The following is a 20,608-nucleotide window of genomic DNA, read 5'->3' on the forward strand; positions in this document are numbered from 1 at the left end:
TCACTTCACTCGGGTGTAACGGCTGTGCCCGCTCACCAGCAACTCGATCTGCAGTTGTTCCGCGTGGTTGTTGACCTGCACCTGGCAATCCAGATGAAAGTGCAGCTCCAGCGGGGCATGTGCATCGGGCACGGCCTGCAGCACATGCACTGCGATCCGTGGTTCGAAACGGTCAATGGTGTGGCGGATGTCGGCGCTGACCTGCTGCAGCAAGTCACCGCGGCTCAAGTCGTGGCCGTTGAAGTCGCGCAGGCCGAGTTCAGGGCTGCTTTGCGAGCAGCCCTCACGGCAATTGAGCAGGGTTTCGAGGTGTTGCTTGATCACCTCGAACTTGCGCCCACGCGCTTCACGCCGAGACGACTGGACGTTGGCTGTGGCCTTCACTCCCAGCCTGTCAAACAACCCGGTCACTGCGTGTCGAGCCGGCCAACCAGCGAGATCTCGAAGTTCGCGCCCATGTATTTGAAGTGCGGGCGCACGGCCACCGAGACCTGGTACCAGCCCGGATCACCGGCGACGTCGGAGACTACAATCGCTGCGGCGCGCAGTGGCCGGCGACTGCGAACATCAGCCGAGGGGTTTTCCTGATCGGCAACGTACTGCTTGATCCACTTGTTGAGTTGGTTCTCGAGGTCGCTGCGCTCCTTCCAGCTGCCAATCTGCTCGCGCTGCAGGACCTTGATGTAGTGCGCCAGGCGGTTGACGATGAACAGGTACGGCAGTTGCGTGCCGAGCTTGTAGTTTGTCTGCGCCTGCAGGCCCTCAGGGGTCTTGGCGAAGGTCTTTGGTTTTTGCACCGAATTAGCTGAGAAGAACGCGGCGTTGTCGCTGTCTTTGCGCATGGTCAGGGCGATGAAGCCTTCTTCCGCCAGCTCGAATTCCTTGCGATCGGAGATCAGCACTTCGGTAGGAATTTTCGCCTGCAACTGGCCAAGCGACTCATACAGGTGCACCGGCAGGTCCTCGACCGCACCACCCGACTGTGGGCCGATGATGTTCGGGCACCAGCGGTAGCGGGCAAAGCTGTCGTTGATGCAGCTGGCCAACAGGAATGCCGAGTTGCCCCACAGGTAGTTGTCGTGGCGGCCGTCGATGTTCTCGTCATAGTTGAAGCTGTCGGTCGGTTGCTCCAGGTGGTGGTAAGCGGATCTGAGCATGAAGCGCGGCCCAACCAGCGCGGTATGGCGGGAGTCTTCACTGTCGCGGAAGGCGCGCCACTTGGCATGGCGTGGGCCGGCGAAAATGTCTTTCACCTCTTTCAGATTGGGCAGGTCTTCAAAGCTGCTCAGGTTGAAAAACTCGGGGGCGGGTGCCGTCAGGAACGGCGCGTGAGACATGGCACCGACCGAGGCCATATAGCTCAGCAGCTTTATGTCCGGTGAGGAGGGGCCGAAGCTGTAGTTGCCGAGCATGGCGGCAATCGGCTCGCCGCCGAATTGGCCGTAACCGGCGGTGTAAACATGTTTGTAGATACCGCTGCAGGTAATATCGGCGGCATTCTCGAAGTCATCGAGCAAGTCGTCCTTGCTAACGTGCAGGACTTCAAGCTTGATGTTCTCGCGAAAGTCGGTACGGTCGACCAGAAGCTTCAGGCCACGCCAGGCGGACTCCAGTTGCTGAAACTCAGGCTGGTGCAGGATCGCATCCATCTGCTTGCTCAGCACTCGGTCAACTTCGGCGATCATTTGATCAACCCGGTGCTTGTTGATTAGTTGATCTGGCTCATTGCTTTTGAGGATTTCTGCAATAAAGGCCGCAACCCCCTGTTTGGCGACTTGATAGCCTTCCTGGGTTGGCGCCAGCATTGTTTCGGCCATGATCTGATCGAGTAATGTGACGGTGCCCAGGGTTTCAGTGGTGAGTTCGGCAGCAATTGCTGTGTCGGTCTTGCTTGGCATCGGCGGGCTCCGTCTTATTGGTCTTGTTTGGGCGCGTCGAGCACCAGGTTCAGCTCTTGTGCAAGTTGCTTGCGCGCCTGCTCGTCGGTCAGCAGTTGCTGCAGTTGTTTGCGGAACGCCGGGACATTGCCCAGTGGGCCTTTAAGTGCAACTAACGCTTCACGTAGTTCCAGCAGCTTGTTCAGCTCCGGCACCTGGCGGGCGACCTGGTCAGGTCCGAAGTCGTTGATCGAATTGAACTGCAGGTGCACCGCCAACTCGGTATCGGTGGCGGCGCTGAGCATCGACGGCACCGACAGGCACAGGCTGACATCGGCATCTCTTAGCACATGATTGAAGGTGTGCTTGTCGATGCCCATGACCTGGCGGTCTTCGACGGTGCGGTTGTCGTCCAGACCAAAGTCGCCTAGGACCAGCATTTTATGCGGCAGCTCTATTTCGGCCTGCTCGCCGCCGGTGGCGGGCACATATTTGATGTTGATGCGCTCTTTGGGAGCGACGGAACCGTTATTTTTCGCCATAGAAATGCGTAACTTCCTGTTATGTTTGTAGGAAATCTCTCATTTGGAGAGTTAACTTCTTTTATTTATGTAGGAAGCATCCTACATAAGTGTAATATTGCTTTTTAGTTGTCCGGTGAGCGACTGCCGGCTTATTAAAACCTTGCGCGCAACATGGCTTTTTGGTCGAGCTAAAAAGTGTAAGGAAATATTTGCCTGTATGTTTTGCTCTCGCTGGATTAGTGTTCTTTCCCTCAGTGATCCTCACATATAAATTCTGGAGCTAGGCTTGTTATTTAAGAAAATTCCTACGCTCTATTGGGCGTGCGTCCTATTGAATGGAGTTCAATTCGGTGTTAATTCGGAGTGCGTCTGGCATTGTCTTTTCACTGCTGATAAATGCAGGCAAGGTATTGGCCGATCCTGTGCGTGATTGCCCGAGCATTACGTCCAACCTGGAGCGTCTGGCCTGCTTTGACCAGGCTGCTGGAACTCCGGCGCGGGTTGCCAGGCAGAACTGGTCGGTGCCCGAGCAGGACTCCCCCAGCGTGCAGAGCGTCATGACCAACGAGGTCGAGCGGGCGGGTGATGACCTGACCTTCCGCCTTCGCGTCCATGATGATGGCGGGGCCGCGCACAAGCGGCTGGTAATCTCGGCTCCGGCAATCGCGGAAGGCGAACCACGGCCCTACCTGGCCATCAGCTGCGTGCAGAACATCTCAAGATTGCAGTTGATCAGCTCGCGCCCCATTGACGCTCGATGGGTCAGGGTCCAGCTGCAAGGCGAGCGCGGATCGACCCTTCCTACACCCTGGCAGGTGATGGAAAACGGCCAGGTGCTGGATGCCGGCCGAGGCTTGCCGGCTATCGAGCAGATCAAGCAGATCATTGGTGCCGAGCGCATCCATGTTGTCAGCGAACACGCAGACCTCAATGGCCTGAGCTTCGATGCCCAGGGCTTGGATCCATTGATCGAGGAGGCGCGCAGAGCATGTCGTTGGTAGCGCCAGTCTCGGCGGAAGAAATTGCGCGGCTGCTTGCGCCGATCGACCCCGCAGCGCCGGCAGGTCTGTTCGACGTGGAGGACGAGACTTATCAGGCGATTGACCAGGAAATGGTCAAACTGGGCGGCATGCAGGAGTCTTCGATCGACTGGTGCTACATCGAGGAAGCGTCGCGCCAGTACTTGAGTCAACAATGCAAACATTTGCGCATCGTTGGTCATCTGAGCGTCGTTTGGCTACGCAGCGCCTGCTGGGAGCGCTGGGGGTTCACCCTGGAGCTGCTTGCGGGGATGCTGGAGCGCTACTGGGAAACTGCGCACCCCAAGCCCGGACCCAAGGGCTTCCTGGGTAAACGCAAGTCAGTCGCTTTGATCATCAAACGACTCACCGATGCGATTTCGCAGTTGGATCGATTTACCTACACCCCGGCCAATGCAGCGGCTGCGCAACGAGCGCTCACCAGCTTGCAGCAACAGGTCAAGTCAGCGCAGCTTGACGCGGCTGCGGTCGATGATCTGCAGCGCTTGCTACTCAAGCAGGTGGACTTTGCCAGCGGTACCGGCGAGCCGACGCAGGTCAGCCCAGCGCCATCACCAAGGGAGGCCGCGCCATTGGCCGAAGCGTTCTTGCCGGCCAAGCTGGGCATCTCTCTTGGCAATGAGCGCGAGACCCGCCGCGCTCTGTTGAGCATGGCCGAATTCATCAATCAGCAGGATATCTATGACCCTACCGGCTTTCAGCTACGGCGCTTTGGCCTATGGGCTCATATTCAGCTGGCGCCTATTGCAAGGCAGGACCAGCGCACCGAGCTGATGGTAGTTCCGGCTGACATCGCCATCAGCTACGAAGAAGCGGTCGCCGGAACTGCAATTGACCCCGCGCTGCTACTTCGGGTGGAGAAAAGCGTAGCGGCTTCGCCCTACTGGATCCGCGGCAGTTTTCTCGCTGCCAGCATCGCCGGTCGGCTGGCAATGGGTGAGGTTGCAGAAGCTATTCGCAGCGCCACTGCGCGTTTCGTACTGCGCCTGCCCGCGTTGCAGTCGCTGTGCTTCAGCGACGGCACGGCTTTTATCGATGAGCAGTGCCTGGCGTGGCTCAAAGGCGGCCATGGCCCGACAGAGCAGACAACGGCTTCGCAAGAATTCAGCAGCCTGCGCGCCGAGCTGGTCAGCCAGCTGGAAGTGGCAGGGGTGGAGCCGGTGCTGCTGCAGCTGCAAGCGTTGCAAACAGACTATCGCTCGCCGCGTGAGCGTTGCCATACCACCGCTATTGCCGCCGACCTGCTCGCCACCAAAGGCGTCTCTTGGTTGGCTCAGGACCTGTGCGCAAGCGTGGTGCGAACCATGCAGCAAACCAGCGCCGCTGCCTGGGAACCAGAGGTGTTCAACCGGCTGCAGCAGGTAGCGGCAACCTCGGCGTTGCTCAACCAGAACAAGGATTAGGAGCCCTCATGAAACAACTCTGGACTGTATTCAAACGTTGGGGCGTGCCGTTGGCAAGACGAGTCGGCCTGGCCTTGCCGATCCTGTTGGGGCTTGGCGCCGTACTCGTGCTGATCGCCATCTGGTGGCTCGGCCCGCACTGGAGCTGGCGTGGCCAGCAACCGCTGGCAAGTGTGACGCAACGCAGCCTGGCCAGCCTGCTACTTGTACTGGTCCCGCTGCTGGCGTGGGCGCTGGTGCTGCGGGCAGGGTTCGCTCGGCTGCAAGCGCAGCGCACGCATGAACTGGCTGCTGAAGCAGACCCTTGCTTGCCGCTGGTGCAGGCACAGGATCGAGCGTTGCAGCGCAGCCTTGAACACTACCTCGGCAATGCTGGCGGGCGTCGAGCTTTGTATCGGCTGCCGTGGTACATGGCCGTGGGGGTGGCGGATGCCGGCAAGAGCAGTTTCATCGAACGTTCCAATCAGCGCTTCGCGCTTACCCGGATCGATCAGGCTCAGACCCGAGGGCATTCGCTGGATACTCTCGCTTATCCAATCGGCTGGTGGATCAGCGATGACGCCGTGATCATCGATCCGCCCGGGGCTTTGATCACCCAGGCAATGGCGAAGACTGAATCAGGCGATACCTCGTCCGAATCCAATGCTGCAATACCTGCCGGCAGCCAGGCGAAGCTGTGGAATCATCTGCTCGACTGGCTGGTCCGCAATCGAAGCCGCCGGGCTCTCAATGGCCTTTTACTGGTAGTGGATCTGCCAGCCCTGCTGCATGCTTCGCCAGAGCAACGCATCGAGCTAGCCAACACCTTGCGCACCCGGCTGTACGACGTTAGTACTCAGCTAGGTTCGCGCCTGCCGGTGTATGTGGTGATGAGTAAACTCGACTTGCTCGATGGCTTCGACCAGTTTTTCGCGCGCATGCCTGCAAAGGAGCGCGAGCAAATACTGGGTTTCACCTTCAGGCTGGACGCCGTCAATGACTTCGACGCCTGGTTGGATGAGTTCGCCAACCACTACGACAAACTGACCGCTCTGCTCTACGAACAAGTACTCGAGCAGCTGCGGCTATTGGCATGCCCATCCCAGCGGGAGCGCCTCATCTCGCTGCATGCCCAATTCATCGGTCTGCGACCCGTCAGTTTGAATTTTCTCAATGAAGTCCTGGCGAGTGATCGCTTCACCACCCCGGCCTTGGTGCGCGGTGTGTACTGGTCGTCAGTACTGCAGCAGGGGCAGATCACCAATGCGTTCGTTCGCGAGGCGGCCCAGCCTTACGTAATCAAACAGGTGCTTCGTGAAAGCAAGCCGCATGGTCAGCCAGTGGTTTACTTCATCCAGCAACTGTTCGAACGCGTCATCTACAAGGAGGCTGGCCTCGCTGGCGACAATGCCAAGGTAGCCCGCAACAAGCGCCAGTTGCTGTGGCTTGGCTCTGGTGTAGGAATTCTGGCGCTGGCAGTCGCGACCGCCAGCTGGCAACGCTACTTCGACGTCAACCAGCTGAAAGCCGCTGCTGTACTGGCAAAAAGTCAGGAGTACAGCCTTCACGAGGTCGACCAGCATATCGACCCCACCGGGCGTAACCTGCTAGGTCCGTTGGACCAGATCCGCGATGCAGTAGCTGTGTTCGGTGACTATCGCGGAGCATGGCCTGGTGTGGCAGATCTGGGCCTTTATCAGGGGCGCGCAATTGGGCCGAGGGTAGACGAAGCGTACCTGAGTCTGCTGTCCAGAGGCTTTCTGCCTTCGCTGGCGGCTGGTGTCATCAAGGCCATGGACGCTGCGCCTGCCGGCAGCGAGCAGCAGATGGCTGCGCTGCGGGTTTATCGCATGATCGAGGACCGTAGCAATCGGCGCCCGCAGTGGGTGGAGGAATGGATGGCCCAGCAGTGGCAAGCGGCCTTTCCTGGGCAAGGCCAAGTTCAGCGTAATCTGATGCGCCATCTGCATTACGCAATGGCATACGCCGATACCGATCTGCCGCAGTATCGTCTGCGGGTCAGCGAGATTCAGCGAACCCTGCGCGAATTGCCGCTCCCGCAACGGGTGTACAACGCGCTAAAGCAGCAGGCGCAGGAGCAGCTGCACGGCAACCTTGACCTGCGCAATCAGGTCGGGCCTGCGTTCGATGTGGTTTACCAGTCAAGCACTGCAGGCAAACCTGATCATCAGAGCTTGCTGCTGGCAAAGCTGCTCACGGCTGAAGGCTACAAAAGCTATTTTGAGCCTCACAGCGAGAAGATCACCGACATAGCCATGATTGACCAGTGGGTACTAGGAGAGCGCGATCAACTCGACTACTCGGACGCCGACCGTAAAGCCTTGACCGAGCGCGTTCGCAGCCTCTACAGCGCCGATTACGTCAATAGCTGGCGGCAGGCCCTGAACGCTGTTGCTATCACTGACTTCCAGGACCTGAAGCATGCTGTGACGGTACTGGAGCAACTGACCGGTCCTGCTGCGCCTATGCAGCGGTTGCTGGAAACGGTGTCGGAAAATACCTCGCTGAGTTCGTTGCCGGTGGTGCGTACCGGGCAGGAGCAGCCCAATGGTGTCCACCCTGCAGCGAGCATGCCTGAGTCGCCGCAGACCGTGAGCATCCGCCGTGCCTTTGCCGGCCTTAATTCCATGTTGGAAGCCAAAGGCGAGAAGCCTAGCTACTACGATGAAACCCTGACCGCGATCACTGCCGTGCACGACTACGCCAGACTGGTCCACGACAGTCCCGATCGTGGCCGGGCCGCACTGAATGCGGTACTCCAGCGCTTCTCGATGACCGGGCACGATCCGATTGGCACGTTGCAACGCGTTGCCAGCGGCTTGCCAGAGCCGTTCAATCAGCAGGTCAAAAAGGTTGCAGACCAGACCACTCGCGTGCTCAACATCGAAGCGCTGCGTGAACTGGAGCGGCGATGGGATGCCGACGTTTACAGCTTTTTCCAGCAGCGGTTGGCCGGTCGCTATCCGTTTGCAGCGGCCGCTGTCGATGCCTCGCTGGATGATTTTGAGGCCTTCTTTGGACCGAAGGGGCGCTTGCAGCAGTTTCAGGATCAGTACCTGACAGTCTTCCTGAAAGACAACATCGAGGCTTTGCAGGCCGACCAACACGGCAAGTCGCTGATCCGCCCTGATGTGATCGCGCAGTTACAAGCGGCAGAGCGCATCCGCGACACCTTCTTTGATCAGCGCGGCAACCTCAGTGTGCAATTCAGCATCGAGCCACTTGGCCTCAGCGCCAACCAACGCACCAGCCTGCTGGACCTCGACGGCCAGCTGATTTCCTACACCCATGGCCCGAGCCAGATCACAGGCGTGGTCTGGCCCAACACGCTTGGCCAGCAGGTGCGCAGCAACCTGACGTTGCTCAGGCTCAATGGCAACAGCAGCCGCCTCGAGTACCGCGGCCCATGGTCGATGTTCCGTCTGCTCAGCCGAGGCGCGCTCAACGGTCGCACTGCAACCAGTGTCGACTTGAGCTTCACAACAGGGGAGGGCGTGATGCGCTACCGACTGAATTCCGAGAAGGCCTTCAACCCAATTACCCAGCAGCCGTTCAAGGGCTTCCAGCTGCCCCGCGGGTTATTACAACAGTCTTCGAATCTACTCCAGGCGAGCGTGTTGGAAAAAGGCAGGCGTAGCGCGTTTTAGAGCTGGGACAACCCGGCGAGTGATGCAGTCGGGGTCAATAACAATAAGAAAGAGAGAACTGATATGGATGTATCAATGGGCCTGTTGGCTGCGGTTTTCTGGGGCGTGACTGATTTTCTGGTGGGTATCAATGCGCGGCTGTTCGGTGTCAGGCGATCTGTTTTTTTCGGGCAGCTCATTGGCTTGATGGTGATGAGCTTGATATTACTGATGTCGAGTCGACACCTTATCCGTCTGATCGAGGCGCCACTGTTAGCCATCATGCTTGGCCTGCTAGCAGCCGGTTGTGCAGTAACAGGCGCTCTCGCGTTGGCAAATGCGTTCGCAATAGGCAAAACCGCCCTGGTCGCGCCGCTGGTCACAAGCTATGGAGTTGTCACTACTCTGATCGCATGGGTAGCGGGTGAGACGTTGACCAACTGGCAATTCACAGGTGTCTTTATTTGTGTCTGCGGGGTGCTGTTGGTAAGCCGCAGGCCATCTGCCCGCAACCACACTCCAGTGCGACGGGGGAGGGCATCCATCATCTATGCGCTTGCGGCTGCCCTCTGTTACGGCACGAGCTTATGGTTGCAAGGCACCTATGCACTTCCCGCACTCGGGCCCATAAATATGCTGTGGCTCATCTATATCATTGGCGTGGCCGTGCTGTGGCGAGAACTGATCCCGGTATTGTCAGGGCAGAGCGCTATTCAGCTCAGGGCCTATGGAACACTCTGCGCCGCGAGCCTGTGCAATTTGAGCGGCTTTGCCGCCTTCTCCTGGGGTGCAATGAGCGGCTCTGTTTCGATCGTTACGGTAATCAGCACGCTGTCCGGTGGTATTGCGTCAGTGCTCGGTTACATTTTTCACAGCGAGCGCCTCACAGCTTTGCAGGTCTCGGGCATTACCTTTGTGCTGATCGGCGCTGGCCTCATCCACCTGTATGGCTAAGAGGGTTCCTGGCCATGACAGCCGCGGCTGAACGGCGCTGCTCAACCAGCGCCGTCCCCTTGTCACTCCACCGTCTTAGGCGCAAACCGCAATATCAAACAAGCAATCACCGCCGACAGTAGCGACCCCAGCAAAATCCCGATCTTGGCTTTATCAATCAGCTCAGTCTGCCCCGCAAACGCCAACTCACCGATAAACAGGCTCATGGTGAAACCAATCCCACAGAGCATCGCCACCCCATAAATCTGCAACCAGCTAGCCCCTTGCGGCTTGGAAGCCAGGCCAGTCTTGACCGCCAGCAACACCCCGGCAAACACCCCAAGCTGCTTGCCCAGCAGCAGTCCCAAGGCAATCGCCAGCGGCAACGGCGCAAACACGTCGCTCCAGCTCAAATGGGTAAACGCCACGCCGGCATTGGCAAAGCCGAACGCGGGTACGATCAGGAAACCTACCCACGGCGCAATGGCATGCTCCAGCGTCAGCAGCGGGCTCTTGGCATCGCCGGCGGTGTAGGGGATCAGCAGTGCGCCGACCACGCCAGCGATGGTCGCGTGCACGCCGGATAGCAGGGTGAAGTACCACAGGGCGGCGACGCCGATCATGTATGGCCACAGGCTGACCACGCGCAGGCGGTTCAGGCCCAGCAGAAGTGCGACGATAGCGCCGGCGCCGGCGAGGGCGATGAGGTTGATCGAAGAGGTATAGAACAGCGCAATGATCGCTACTGCGCCCATGTCGTCGATGATCGCCACCGATACCAGCATCACTTTCAGCGACAGCGGTGCGTGCTTGCCGAGCAGCGCCAGGGCGCCGACGGCAAAGGCGATGTCGGTGGCGGCGGGGATTGCCCAGCCACTGGCCAGGCCGGGCTCTACGGCGGACACCTTGAGGTAGATCAGCGCTGGCACTGCCATGCCCATCAGCGCTGGCAGCGCTGGCAGGCGGCGTTGTTCCCAAGTGGCCAGGCGGCCGTCGACCATCTCGCGCTTGATCTCCAGGCCGACCATCAGGAAGAAGATCGCCATCAGGCCGTCGTTGATCCACAGGTGCACGGTCATCGGCCCGAGCTTTTCTGTGAAGGTGGGGCCGAGGGGCAGGTGCAGCAGGTGTTGATAGGCTGCGGCCCATGGGCTGTTGGCGATGATGATGGCCACTGCTGCGGCGAGCATCAACACCACGCCGCCAGCGGCTTCGCTGGCGAGCAGGCGCTGCAGCAATGGGCGCCGCTCGGCGCTGTTCAGAGAAACGGTCATGCGAGGTCCTCGTTCATGGATTCGCCCTGGATGTTGCAGGCATTGGCCGAACGACGGCCACGGCAAAGCGCTGGCACCGAATGGGCCACTGCAACAATAGGCGAGAAGAAGGGAAGGGGATGCAGCGAGCACGTACCCGGCAAAAAACGCGGGAACGGCATACGCCAAAGGAATAGCAAGGCTGCGTGCAACATGGATGGACTCTCGGAAAACAAATGAATGTTCTCCGTATTCGGGATAGCTCCCGGGCGCACGCAGCACACGCCAGGCGGCGAATTATACAGAGTTGGCAGTCAAGGTGGGCGAGGGTCTGCATCGAAATGTTGCAATGGGGCTCCGCGCTCGAGCCTCAGCCCATTGCGGGCGTCTGCTCGAGCGCGGTCAGGGGTCAGCCGCCGATGGCCGCAGCCGACCCTTGCAGCTGCCAGCGGCTGCGCAGCGACTGCAGTGCATCATCAAGGATCGAGATGCCGCTCTGCTCGCGCGCCATGCGCTCCTGACGGAAGCTGTCGTCCAGTACCGTCAGCAGGCTCTGGCTGCGGCTGCTCGAGCTTGGCGTGGTCACGTCATCGGTCAGGTCGCCATTCACATAAGTACGCACCCGCTCGCTCTGACTGGCGGATTGCGAGGCACTGGCTTCGACCAGGCGGCCTTTGTCGAAGGCCAGGCGCGTGCTGCTGCTGGCCTGGTCGTTGATCTCGTGATAGCGGTAGTTCTGCGATTCGCGGTCCAGCCCTAGCTGCATGTCCGTCAGCGGGTTGAGGCCCAGGTGATAACCCGCTTTCAGTGCGCTCTGCTGATCCTGCTGTACCGAGCGGGTCAGCTGGCCGCCGCCTGTAATGCTGGTCGATTGCGAAGCGCGGTAATCGAAGCGGTCGGATTCTTCCAGGCGCATCGGGTTGCTCTGCTGCGAGGTCTGGCTGATCGAGGCATTGAAGTCGGCCAGGCCGCTGAGCAGGGCGCGGTCGCTGGCGCTCTGCAACGAGCCACGCTCGGTCACCGCCTGCTTGCCGTCATCGACGGCGTTGAGCTGGGTGAAGGCGTCCTTGAACAGGTTCATCAGGTTCTCATCGCCTTTACCGCGCTTTTGCGCGGCGTCGAACTGGCTCAGGTAATTGCTGATGGCGGCCTGGCGCTGGCTGCTGCTGCCCAGCTTGGCAGCGTCCGGCGTGTCGAGGTTCATCTGTACGCGCCCGGAGGGGCCGTCCAGTGTCAGGTTGCGCGACTGCTCGTTGACGTTGAGGTCAAAGGTCTGTGGTTCGCCGTTGACGTCGAGCTTGGCGTTCAGTTGCAGGCCGCTGAACAGCGTCGTGTCAAACTTGACCAGGTTACCGAGCTGCAAGCGGGGCGGCACCTGGGTCAGGCCATTGATGGCAGACTGGAAGTCGTCGGCCATTGCCGCCAGGCCTTTGAGTTCATCGTCGCTGAGTTCACCGCCGAGCACTTCGGCGCTCACTGCCAGGCCTTGTGCGTTGCTCGCCAGAGACAGGTTGACCGTCGCTCCGGAGGCCGTGGTCAGGCTGAACGTGACGCCATTGGTGGGGTGCGAGCGCAGGTTGGCCAGTTGCAGTTGCAGCGCGGCCGCATCGGGCTGCTCGCCGCCGGCAATGGTCATGATGGACTGCGATACAGCCTTGCCACCGTTGCCCGCCAATTGCTCCAGCAGCGCGGCGCCGATGTTCTGGAAGCGAGCGCCGTTGGGCAATGACTGAATGCTGTTCATCATCGCCATGCCCAGCTTGTCCGAGCTTTCCTGCTCCCAGGCATAGCGCACCTGCGGGCCCGTCAGGGCACCGTTGGCGGTGTAGGTCTGATTGGGCGTGGCGTCCACCGCCTGGCCGAGGTTGACCGAGGTGCTGGGCGAGGTCAGGGGCGGGGTGGTCTGATCAACCGCCCGCACTTGAACAGGTGCTGGGGCTGTGTAGATCGGGGTAAGGCGCTGCGCAGCAGTTATCGCATTCATGGTCGGCTTCCGTGCAGATCTTGGGTCTAACCCAGGGTATCGGCGCGGTCAGGCAAAACCTTAGCGTTCATGCAGGTATTGGCGGCGCTGCGCCAGCCAGAAACAAATCAGCCCGCCAAAGGGCGGGCTGATTGCTCAAGCACAGACGATCAGCGGCGGCGGAACAGCGGCAGCGGTTCGTCGGCCGCGGCCTGGTAGGTCACCGAAAAATCTTTCAGGCCTTCCAGGGCATCGACAGGGTCTTTGTCGGCGCGAATGGCAAACGCATCGAAGCCGCAACGCGCCAGGTAGAACAGCTGGTCACGCAGGATATCGCCGATTGCGCGCAGCTCACCTTTGAACTGATAGCGATCACGCAGCAGGCGCGCATTGGAGTAGTTGCGCCCGTCGGTGAAGGCCGGGAAGTTCAGGGCAATTACCTGGAAATGCGCAACGTCGTCACCGATTTCTTCGGCTTCTTCGTCGCTGTCCAGCCATACGCCAAGGCCGCCATCGCGGGCCTTGAGCGCATGGGCGTGATCACGCCAGAGTTGCAGCGGCACGATGTAGTCGTCGCAGTTGGTCAGTTCGTCGAACGAGGCATCCTTGGGCAGCAAGTGCCAGGTTTCGTCGACCAGCTGGTTGTTCTTAATGATTCGCTGCATAGACGCGCTCCTTGAAGGGGTCGATGCCAATACGTTGGTAGGTGTCGATGAAGCGCTCTTCTTCGGTACGTTGTTCAACGTAGACGTCGATCAGCTTCTCGATCACATCGGCCATCTGGTCCTGAGCGAACGATGGGCCGAGGATCTTGCCCAGGCTCGCGTCACGGGCGGCGTTGCCACCCAGCGAGACCTGGTAGAACTCCTCGCCCTTCTTGTCGACACCAAGGATGCCGATGTGGCCGACGTGGTGGTGACCGCAGGCGTTCATGCAACCAGAGATGTTCAGGTCCAGCTCACCGATGTCGAACAGGTAGTCGAGGTCGTCGAAGCGACGCTGGATCGACTCGGCAATCGGGATCGACTTGGCGTTCGCCAGCGAGCAGTAGTCACCCCCCGGGCAGCAGATGATGTCGGTCAGCAGACCGATGTTCGGCGTGGCGAAGCCGCTTTCGCGCAGCTCTTGCCAGAGCGTGTGCAACTGACGCTGCTCGACATCGGCAAGGATGATGTTCTGCTCGTGCGAGGTGCGCAGGAAGCCGAAGCTGTAGCGCTCGGCCAGATCGGCAACGGCGTCCAGCTGCTTGTCGGTGAGGTCGCCCGGGGCAACTCCGGTCGGCTTCAGCGACAGGGTCACGGCCACATAGCCTGGGCGCTTGTGCGCACGGGTATTGCGCGAACGCCAGCGGGCGAAGCCTGGGAACTCCTGGTCGAGCTCGGCGTAGTCGACGTTGTCCAGCGCCTGGTAGGCGGGGTCGACGAAGTGGCGCGAAACGCGCTCGATCTCGGCTTCGGTCAGGGTCGTGTTGCCACCGCGCAGGTGGGCCATTTCGGCTTCGACCTTTTCCGCGAACACTTGCGGGGTCAGGGCCTTGACCAGGATCTTGATCCGCGCCTTGTACTTGTTGTCACGGCGACCGTAACGGTTGTACACGCGCAGGATCGCGTCGAGGTAGCTGATCAGGTCCTGCCACGGCAGGAACTCGTTGATGAACGAGCCGACCACCGGTGTACGCCCCAGGCCGCCGCCGACCAACACGCGGAAGCCCAGTTCGCCGGCTTCGTTGTGCACCGGCTCCAGGCCGATATCGTGCACTTCGATGGCCGCGCGGTCGTCCTTCGAACCGTTCACGGCAATCTTGAACTTGCGCGGCAGGTAGGCGAATTCGGGGTGGAAGGTGGTCCACTGACGGATGATCTCGCACCATGGGCGCGGATCGATCAGCTCGTCGGCGGCGACGCCGGCAAACTGGTCGGTGGTGGTGTTGCGCAGGCAGTTGCCGCTGGTCTGGATCGCGTGCATCTGCACGGTGGCCAGCTCGGCAAGGATGTCCGGGATGTCTTCCAGCGCCGGCCAGTTGTACTGGACGTTCTGCCGGGTGCTGATGTGCGCATAGCCCTTGTCGTAGTCGCGGGCGATCTTCGCCAGCACCCGCACTTGCGTCGAGTTGAGTTGGCCGTAAGGCACGGCCACCCGCAACATCGGGGCGAAACGTTGGACATACAGGCCGTTCTGCAGGCGCAGAGGGCGGAATTCTTCTTCGCTCAGTTCACCGGCCAGATAGCGGCGGGTCTGATCACGGAACTGCTTGACGCGGTCCTCGATGATCCGCTGATCGTACTCGTCGTATACGTACATAAAAGTCCTGTCTCAGGCTGCATGCAGCTAATCGCGCGCACGGCCGCGCACTCCGGTTCGGAGCCGGGGAACGATATCAGGTTGCATTTATGCGCTAAAGTGATGTTTTTGCATATGAAAAGAACTAAACGGACTAAGTGAGACTGACTGGCATTTATTCTAGGCGTCGGCGCTGGGTATAATCCGCGCTTTGCTCCACAGAGATGCACCCATGTTCAAAGCGCTGTGCCAGAGTCTGTGCCTGTTTCTGCCGTTATCGGCCGGTGCCCAGGCGGCGTCCGTGGTGTTTCTCAATCCGGGTCATGCCAACGAGAACTTCTGGGTGGGATACACGCGCTTCATGCAGGCCGCGGCTGACGATCTCGGCATGCAGCTGCGGGTGGAATACAGCGAGCGCCGCGCCGATCTGGTGTTGAGCCAGGCGCGGGCTATCTTGAGCGGGCCGCAGCGCCCCGACTATCTGGTGCTGGTCAACGAGCTGTATGTCGCTCCGGAGATCATTCGCCTGTCCCGCGACAGCGGCGTGCAGCTGTTTCTGGTCAACAACGGCCTGACCGATAACCAGCTCGAGAGCGTCCGGGCGCAACCGGACAAATACCCGCCAGTGCTGGGCACGCTGACCAGTAACGATGAGCAGGCCGGTTATCAGATGCTGCGCGAGATGGTCGCGAAGTTGCCGCCATCTGACGAGCCGATCGACCTGCTGGCGTTTGCCGGCGTCAAGACCACCCCGGCCTCGCAGCGCCGCGAGCAAGGCATGCGCCGGGCCTTGGCCGATCACCCGCAGGTACGCTTGCGCCAGGTGGTATACGGCGGCTGGAACCGCGAGCGCGCCTTCGAGCAAGCGCAGCTGCTGCTCGAGCGCTATCCGCAAGCGCAGTTGGTGTGGTCGGCCAATGACGAAATGGCTTTTGGAGCGATGCAGGCGTTCGAGGCAGCGGGGCGCAAACCTGGCGTCGATGTGCTGTTCGGTGCGGTCAACGGCTCGCCTGAAGCGCTGCGCGCGCGTATCGACGGGCGCCTCAGCGTATTGATGGGCGGCCATGTCACTGTCGGCGGCTGGGCCATGGTTATGCTGCATGACCACGCTCAGGGCATCGCCATCAATCGCGACGGTAGCGACGAATACAGCTTGCCGGTGCTGCAGTCAATCGATCAGGCCAAGGCGCGGCGCTGGCTGGCCCTGCAGGAGGCCGACGATTATGGTCTGGACTTCCACCGTTTCAGCGCCGAAGGGCGACCAGCCGATTATCGTTACCCGTTTCTGACGTCACCGGTCGACTATTGAAAGACCCTGCTTGAATCAAGGGCATTGCTCGACTTAACTGCTGGTGGTGTATGTGCATTCCCATAACCACTACAAGAGGCAATGCAATGGGTAACTCCACCAAGCTGCGCAAAAGCGACAGCAGTGTCGATGCCTGGGCGATCCTGTGTCTGATCGTGCTGGTCGTAGTCACTGCGGTGTACTGGGTCAGTCATCAGTAGCGCATCACCGCTGTCGACCGTGATTGCAACCTGAACCGCCCGTGGCAGGCACCGCCACGGGCGGCTTGCCTTTCAACGGGCTGTCAGGTGCATGGCCAGTTGCACCAGGCCAATCAGCACCAGTACGAATACCAGCGTGAACAGCACGCCCAGGGCGATGAAATGGCTGGCCTTGCCGTGAGTGAAGTCGCGGGCGCGGTTCTTACCGCTCTGCACGCCGAGGGCAGCGGCAAGCACGCTGTGCAGCATCTGCCAGAAGGTCGGCGGTTTGCCTTGGCTGGGGTCGTCCATGCTGGCCTCCTGTAGGTAGCGCAGGCGATCAATGCACAGTGTAGACCTTCAGCAGGCAGGGGCCGCGCTGCAGCCCCTGGCAGGCTCTAGCCCTGGCAGGCTTTAGTTGTCGTAACCCAGATTAGGTGCCAACCAGCGCTCGGTGACATTCAGCGCCTGGCCTTTGCGCTCGCTGTAGCGCTCGACCTGGTCCTTGTCGATCTTGCCGACGGCAAAGTACTGCGCTTTTGGATGGGCAAAGTACCAGCCGCTGACCGCTGCCGCCGGGAACATCGCGAAGTGCTCGGTAAGGAACACACCACTCTGGCCGGTCTCGCCAATGGCCGTGCCGTCGAGCAGGCGGAACAGGGTTTCCTTCTCGGTGTGGTCCGGGCACGCAGGGTAGCCTGGGGCAGGGCGGATACCGCTGTACTGCTCCTTGATCAGCGCATCGTTGTCCAGGTGTTCATCACGGGCATAACCCCAGTAGTCCTTGCGCACTTGCTCGTGCAGCCACTCGGCGCAGGCTTCGGCGAGGCGGTCGGCGAGCGCTTTGACCATGATCGAGCTGTAGTCGTCGCCTTTGTCCTGATAAGCCTTGGCCACTTCCTCGGCGCCGATGCCGGCGGTAGTGATGAAGCCGCCGACATAGTCGCTGACGCCGCTGTCCTTCGGTGCGACAAAGTCGGCCAGCGACAGGTTTGGCTTGCCGTCGGGCTTGATCGTCTGCTGGCGCAGGTGGTGCAGTTTGGCCAGAGGTTGGCCGTCGGCGCCGTACACTTCGATGTCGTCGTCGGCAACCTGATTGGCCGGCCAGAAGCCGAACACCGCACGCGCGCTGATCAGCTTCTCGTCCATCAGTTTGTCGAGCATCTCGCGGGCATCTTGATACAGCGCGGTAGCCGCTTCGCCGACCACTTCGTCGGTGAGGATGCGCGGGAACTTGCCGGCCAGGTCCCAGGAGATGAAGAACGGGGTCCAGTCGATGTACTCGGCCAGGGTCCGCAGGTCGATGTCTTCCAGCACCTTGACGCCGGTGAAGGAGGGCACTGCCGGGGTGTACTCGGCCCAGTCGTATTTGGGCTTGGCAGCAATCGCCTGGGCGTAGCTGAGGCGTTCGGTGCGGGCACTGCGGTTGGCGGTGCGTTCACGGACTTCGATGTAGTCCAGGCGAGTGCGCTCGACGAACTCCGGTTTGAGCTCCTTGGACAGCAACTGGGTGGCCACGCCGACCGCACGCGAGGCGTCGGTCACGTAGATCACCGCGTCGTTGGAGTACTTGGGCTCGATCTTCACAGCGGTGTGCGCCTTGGAGGTGGTCGCGCCACCGATCATCAGCGGCAGGTGGAAGTCCTGGCGCTGCATTTCGCGGGCGACGTGGACCATTTCGTCCAGCGACGGCGTGATCAGCCCGGACAGGCCAATGATGTCGCACTTCTGCTCGCGGGCGGTCTGCAGGATTTTCTCGGCCGGGACCATCACGCCCATGTCGACGATGTCATAGCCGTTGCAACCGAGCACCACGCCGACGATGTTCTTGCCGATGTCGTGCACGTCGCCCTTGACCGTGGCCATGAGGATCTTGCCCTTGGCTTCGGGCTTGTCGCCTTTTTCCGCTTCGATGAACGGGATCAGGTGGGCCACCGCCTGCTTCATGACGCGGGCCGACTTGACCACCTGCGGCAGGAACATCTTGCCCGCGCCGAACAGGTCGCCGACCACATTCATGCCGCTCATCAACGGCCCTTCGATGACCTCGATCGGGCGCGTCGCCAGCTGCCGGCATTCTTCGGTGTCTTCGACGATGAATGCAGTGATGCCTTTGACCAGTGCGTGTTCGAGGCGCTTGCCGACCGGCAGCGAGCGCCACTCTTCGTTCTCGACCTCTTTGGTGGCGCCGCCGCCCTTGTAGTCGTCGGCAATCGCCAGCAGCGCGTCGGTGCCCTCGGAGGTGCGGTTGAGCACCACGTCCTCGACCTTTTCACGCAGCGCAGGCGGGATCTCGTCGTAGATCTCCAGCTGGCCGGCGTTGACGATACCCATGGTCAGGCCATTCTGGATCGCGTGGTAGAGGAACACCGAGTGAATCGCCTCACGCACCGGGTTGTTGCCACGGAACGAGAACGATACGTTGGAGACGCCGCCACTGGTCAGTGCGTGGGGCAGGTGATCGCGAATGAAGGCACAGGCCTCGATGAAGTCGACGGCATAGTTGTTGTGCTCTTCGATGCCGGTGGCAACGGCGAAGATGTTCGGGTCGAAGATGATGTCTTCAGCTGGGAAGCCCACTTCGTTGACCAGAATGTCGTAGCTGCGCTGGCAGATTTCGCGCTTGCGCGCCGCTGTGTCGGCCTGGCCCAGTTCGTCGAAGGCCATTACCACTACCGCTGCGCCGTAGCGCTTGCAGAGGCGGGCGTGATGTTTGAAGGCATCTACACCTTCTTTCATCGAGATCGAGTTGACGATGCCCTTGCCCTGGATGCACTTGAGGCCGGCTTCGATCACTTCCCACTTGGACGAGTCGATCATGATCGGCACGCGCGAGATGTCCGGTTCACCGGCAATCAGGTTGAGGAAGCGGACCATGGCAGCCTGGGAGTCGAGCATCCCTTCGTCCATGTTGATATCGATCACTTGCGCGCCGGCTTCAACCTGCTGCAGGGCGACTTCCAGCGCCTCGGTGTAGTTCTCTTCGCGGATCAGTCGGGCGAACTTGGCCGAACCGGTAATGTTGGTGCGCTCGCCGACGTTGACGAACAACGACTGGCGGTCGATGGTGAACGGTTCCAGGCCCGACAGGCGGCAGGCCTTGGCGATCTCCGGGATGACCCGCGGCGGGTACTTGGCCACCGCCTCGGCAATCGCCTGAATGTGCCCTGGGGTGGTGCCGCAGCAACCGCCGATGATATTGAGGAAGCCGCTGGCGGCAAATTCTTCGACCACTTCGGCCATTTCTGCCGGGGTTTCGTCGTATTCGCCAAAGGCATTCGGCAAGCCGGCGTTGGGGTGCGCAGAAACGTGGGTGTCGGCTTTGGTCGACAGCTCTTCCAGGTACGGGCGCAGGTCTTTGGCGCCGAGGGCGCAGTTGAGGCCGACCGAAATGGGCTTGGCGTGACGCACCGAGTTCCAGAAGGCTTCGGTGGTCTGCCCGGACAAGGTCCGCCCGGAGGCGTCGGTGATGGTTCCGGAGATCATGATCGGCAGCTCGATGCCGTCGTCTTCGAACACCTGCTGCACGGCGAAGATGGCCGCCTTGGCGTTGAGGGTGTCGAAAATGGTTTCGATCAGGATCAGGTCGGCGCCCCCGGCAATCAGCCCGCGGGTCGACTCGATGTAGTTTTCTACCAGCTCATCGAAGGTGACGTTGCGATAGCCCGGGTCGTTGACGTCGGGCGAAATCGAGCAGGTGCGGCTGGTCGGGCCGAGCACGCCGGCGACGAAGCGCGGCTTGTCTGGCGTCTCCAGGGTTTTTGCGTCGGCCACCTGGCGGGCAATACGCGCGCCTTCCAGGTTCATCTCATAGGCCAGCGCTTCCATGCCGTAATCGGCCTGGGAAATCTGCGTGGCGTTGAAGGTGTTGGTTTCGAGGATATCGGCACCTGCGTCGAGGTAGGCTTTCTCGATCGCGGCAATGATATCGGGCTGGGTCAGCAGCAAAAGATCGTTATTGCCCTTGATGTCACTTGGCCAATCGGCAAAGCGCGTGCCACGATAGTCGTGTTCCTCGAGACGATAGCTTTGGATCATAGTGCCCATGCCTCCGTCGAGGATCAGTATGCGCTCCTTGAGTGCGTGCTGGAGTGCTTGGAGACGAGCGCTACGGTCGGACATAGGACTACCTGGTCGGGCGAAAAACAGAAGGTGCGGAATGATAGCAAAGCTGCGCGGTTTTTAGGTGCGCAGGACTTTTGCATGAATTTCTCTCATGTT

The 20,608-nt window shown here is 60.6% G+C and carries 14 protein-coding genes; 5 read left to right on the forward strand and 9 right to left on the reverse strand.

What is annotated here, in order from left to right; all coding sequences use genetic code 11:
* The 3 genes from tssE to tssB are packed head-to-tail and all read right to left on the reverse strand — an operon-like array spanning position 1 to position 2,419.
* Complete coding sequence (gene tssE, locus HU736_RS02080) at positions 1-411, reverse strand: type VI secretion system baseplate subunit TssE (RefSeq protein ID WP_186699672.1); 411 nt, start codon at positions 409-411, stop codon at positions 1-3.
* Positions 408-1,898 (reverse strand): type VI secretion system contractile sheath large subunit, encoded by a 1,491-nt coding sequence (gene tssC / locus HU736_RS02085; RefSeq protein ID WP_186699674.1) that lies wholly within the window; start codon positions 1,896-1,898, stop codon positions 408-410. Before tssC ends, tssE begins: the two co-directional genes overlap by 4 nt.
* A 14-nt stretch (positions 1,899-1,912) precedes the next feature.
* Positions 1,913-2,419, reverse strand: coding sequence for a type VI secretion system contractile sheath small subunit (gene tssB / locus HU736_RS02090; protein ID WP_103436942.1), 507 nt, complete (start codon positions 2,417-2,419; stop codon positions 1,913-1,915).
* 392 nt (positions 2,420-2,811) lie between these two features.
* Between tssB and vasI the strand changes: the two genes are divergently transcribed.
* The 4 genes from vasI to HU736_RS02110 all read left to right on the forward strand — a co-directional run bounded on the left by vasI (position 2,812) and on the right by HU736_RS02110 (position 9,424).
* Positions 2,812-3,402, forward strand: coding sequence for a type VI secretion system-associated protein VasI (vasI, locus tag HU736_RS02095; RefSeq protein ID WP_225912960.1), 591 nt, complete (start codon positions 2,812-2,814; stop codon positions 3,400-3,402).
* A complete protein-coding gene (gene tssA / locus HU736_RS02100) occupies positions 3,390-4,844 on the forward strand; it encodes a type VI secretion system protein TssA (protein WP_186699678.1) in 1,455 nt (484 codons plus the stop codon). Before vasI ends, tssA begins: the two co-directional genes overlap by 13 nt.
* 8 nt (positions 4,845-4,852) lie before the next feature.
* Complete coding sequence (gene tssM / locus HU736_RS02105) at positions 4,853-8,491, forward strand: type VI secretion system membrane subunit TssM (RefSeq protein WP_186699680.1); 3,639 nt, start codon at positions 4,853-4,855, stop codon at positions 8,489-8,491.
* A 63-nt stretch (positions 8,492-8,554) separates the two neighbouring features.
* Positions 8,555-9,424 carry a DMT family transporter gene (locus tag HU736_RS02110; RefSeq protein ID WP_186699682.1) on the forward strand — a complete coding sequence of 290 codons (870 nt, stop codon included), beginning with the start codon at positions 8,555-8,557 and terminating at the stop codon, positions 9,422-9,424.
* Positions 9,425-9,486: 62 nt separating this feature from the next.
* On the opposite strand, the gene nhaA is transcribed toward HU736_RS02110, so the two are convergent.
* The 4 genes from nhaA to HU736_RS02130 all read right to left on the reverse strand — a co-directional run bounded on the left by nhaA (position 9,487) and on the right by HU736_RS02130 (position 14,920).
* The gene (nhaA, locus tag HU736_RS02115) at positions 9,487-10,677 is read right to left on the reverse strand and encodes a Na+/H+ antiporter NhaA (RefSeq protein ID WP_186699684.1); all 1,191 of its coding nucleotides are present in this window, start codon (positions 10,675-10,677) and stop codon (positions 9,487-9,489) included.
* A gap of 388 nt (positions 10,678-11,065) precedes the next feature.
* Positions 11,066-12,640, reverse strand: coding sequence for a hypothetical protein (locus HU736_RS02120; protein ID WP_186699687.1), 1,575 nt, complete (start codon positions 12,638-12,640; stop codon positions 11,066-11,068).
* Between the two features lie 149 nt (positions 12,641-12,789).
* Positions 12,790-13,284, reverse strand: coding sequence for a DUF934 domain-containing protein (locus HU736_RS02125; protein WP_103436948.1), 495 nt, complete (start codon positions 13,282-13,284; stop codon positions 12,790-12,792).
* Positions 13,268-14,920, reverse strand: coding sequence for a nitrite/sulfite reductase (locus tag HU736_RS02130; protein WP_101318475.1), 1,653 nt, complete (start codon positions 14,918-14,920; stop codon positions 13,268-13,270). Before HU736_RS02130 ends, HU736_RS02125 begins: the two co-directional genes overlap by 17 nt.
* 211 nt (positions 14,921-15,131) lie before the next feature.
* On the opposite strand from HU736_RS02130, the gene HU736_RS02135 reads away from it, so the two are divergent.
* Complete coding sequence (locus tag HU736_RS02135; RefSeq protein WP_186699689.1) at positions 15,132-16,208, forward strand: ABC transporter substrate-binding protein; 1,077 nt, start codon at positions 15,132-15,134, stop codon at positions 16,206-16,208.
* Positions 16,209-16,480: 272 nt separating this feature from the next.
* On the opposite strand, the gene HU736_RS02140 is transcribed toward HU736_RS02135, so the two are convergent.
* Both HU736_RS02140 and metH read right to left on the reverse strand, forming a co-directional pair.
* Entirely contained in the window at positions 16,481-16,699 is a 219-nt protein-coding gene (locus tag HU736_RS02140) for a DUF2970 domain-containing protein (protein ID WP_101318479.1), read from the reverse strand.
* Positions 16,700-16,801: 102 nt separating this feature from the next.
* Entirely contained in the window at positions 16,802-20,509 is a 3,708-nt protein-coding gene (metH, locus tag HU736_RS02145; RefSeq protein ID WP_103436950.1) for a methionine synthase, read from the reverse strand.
* Positions 20,510-20,608 lie beyond the last annotated feature (99 nt).

This window comes from Pseudomonas shirazensis, assembly GCF_014268785.2.
GTDB lineage: Bacteria > Pseudomonadota > Gammaproteobacteria > Pseudomonadales > Pseudomonadaceae > Aquipseudomonas > Aquipseudomonas shirazensis.

Bases quoted from the DNA above. Each gene is read 5' to 3' on its own strand.
- HU736_RS02140 (WP_101318479.1), bottom strand. From the start codon at position 16,699: ATGGACGACCCCAGCCAAGGCAAACCGCCGACCTTCTGGCAGATGCTG.
- nhaA (WP_186699684.1), bottom strand. From the start codon at position 10,677: ATGACCGTTTCTCTGAACAGCGCCGAGCGGCGCCCATTGCTGCAGCGC.
- tssM (WP_186699680.1), top strand. From the start codon at position 4,853: ATGAAACAACTCTGGACTGTATTCAAACGTTGGGGCGTGCCGTTGGCA.
- HU736_RS02110 (WP_186699682.1), top strand. From the start codon at position 8,555: ATGGATGTATCAATGGGCCTGTTGGCTGCGGTTTTCTGGGGCGTGACT.
- tssC (WP_186699674.1), bottom strand. From the start codon at position 1,898: ATGCCAAGCAAGACCGACACAGCAATTGCTGCCGAACTCACCACTGAA.
- tssA (WP_186699678.1), top strand. From the start codon at position 3,390: ATGTCGTTGGTAGCGCCAGTCTCGGCGGAAGAAATTGCGCGGCTGCTT.
- metH (WP_103436950.1), bottom strand. From the start codon at position 20,509: ATGTCCGACCGTAGCGCTCGTCTCCAAGCACTCCAGCACGCACTCAAG.
- HU736_RS02125 (WP_103436948.1), bottom strand. From the start codon at position 13,284: ATGCAGCGAATCATTAAGAACAACCAGCTGGTCGACGAAACCTGGCAC.
- HU736_RS02120 (WP_186699687.1), bottom strand. From the start codon at position 12,640: ATGAATGCGATAACTGCTGCGCAGCGCCTTACCCCGATCTACACAGCC.
- tssB (WP_103436942.1), bottom strand. From the start codon at position 2,419: ATGGCGAAAAATAACGGTTCCGTCGCTCCCAAAGAGCGCATCAACATC.
- HU736_RS02135 (WP_186699689.1), top strand. From the start codon at position 15,132: ATGTTCAAAGCGCTGTGCCAGAGTCTGTGCCTGTTTCTGCCGTTATCG.
- HU736_RS02130 (WP_101318475.1), bottom strand. From the start codon at position 14,920: ATGTACGTATACGACGAGTACGATCAGCGGATCATCGAGGACCGCGTC.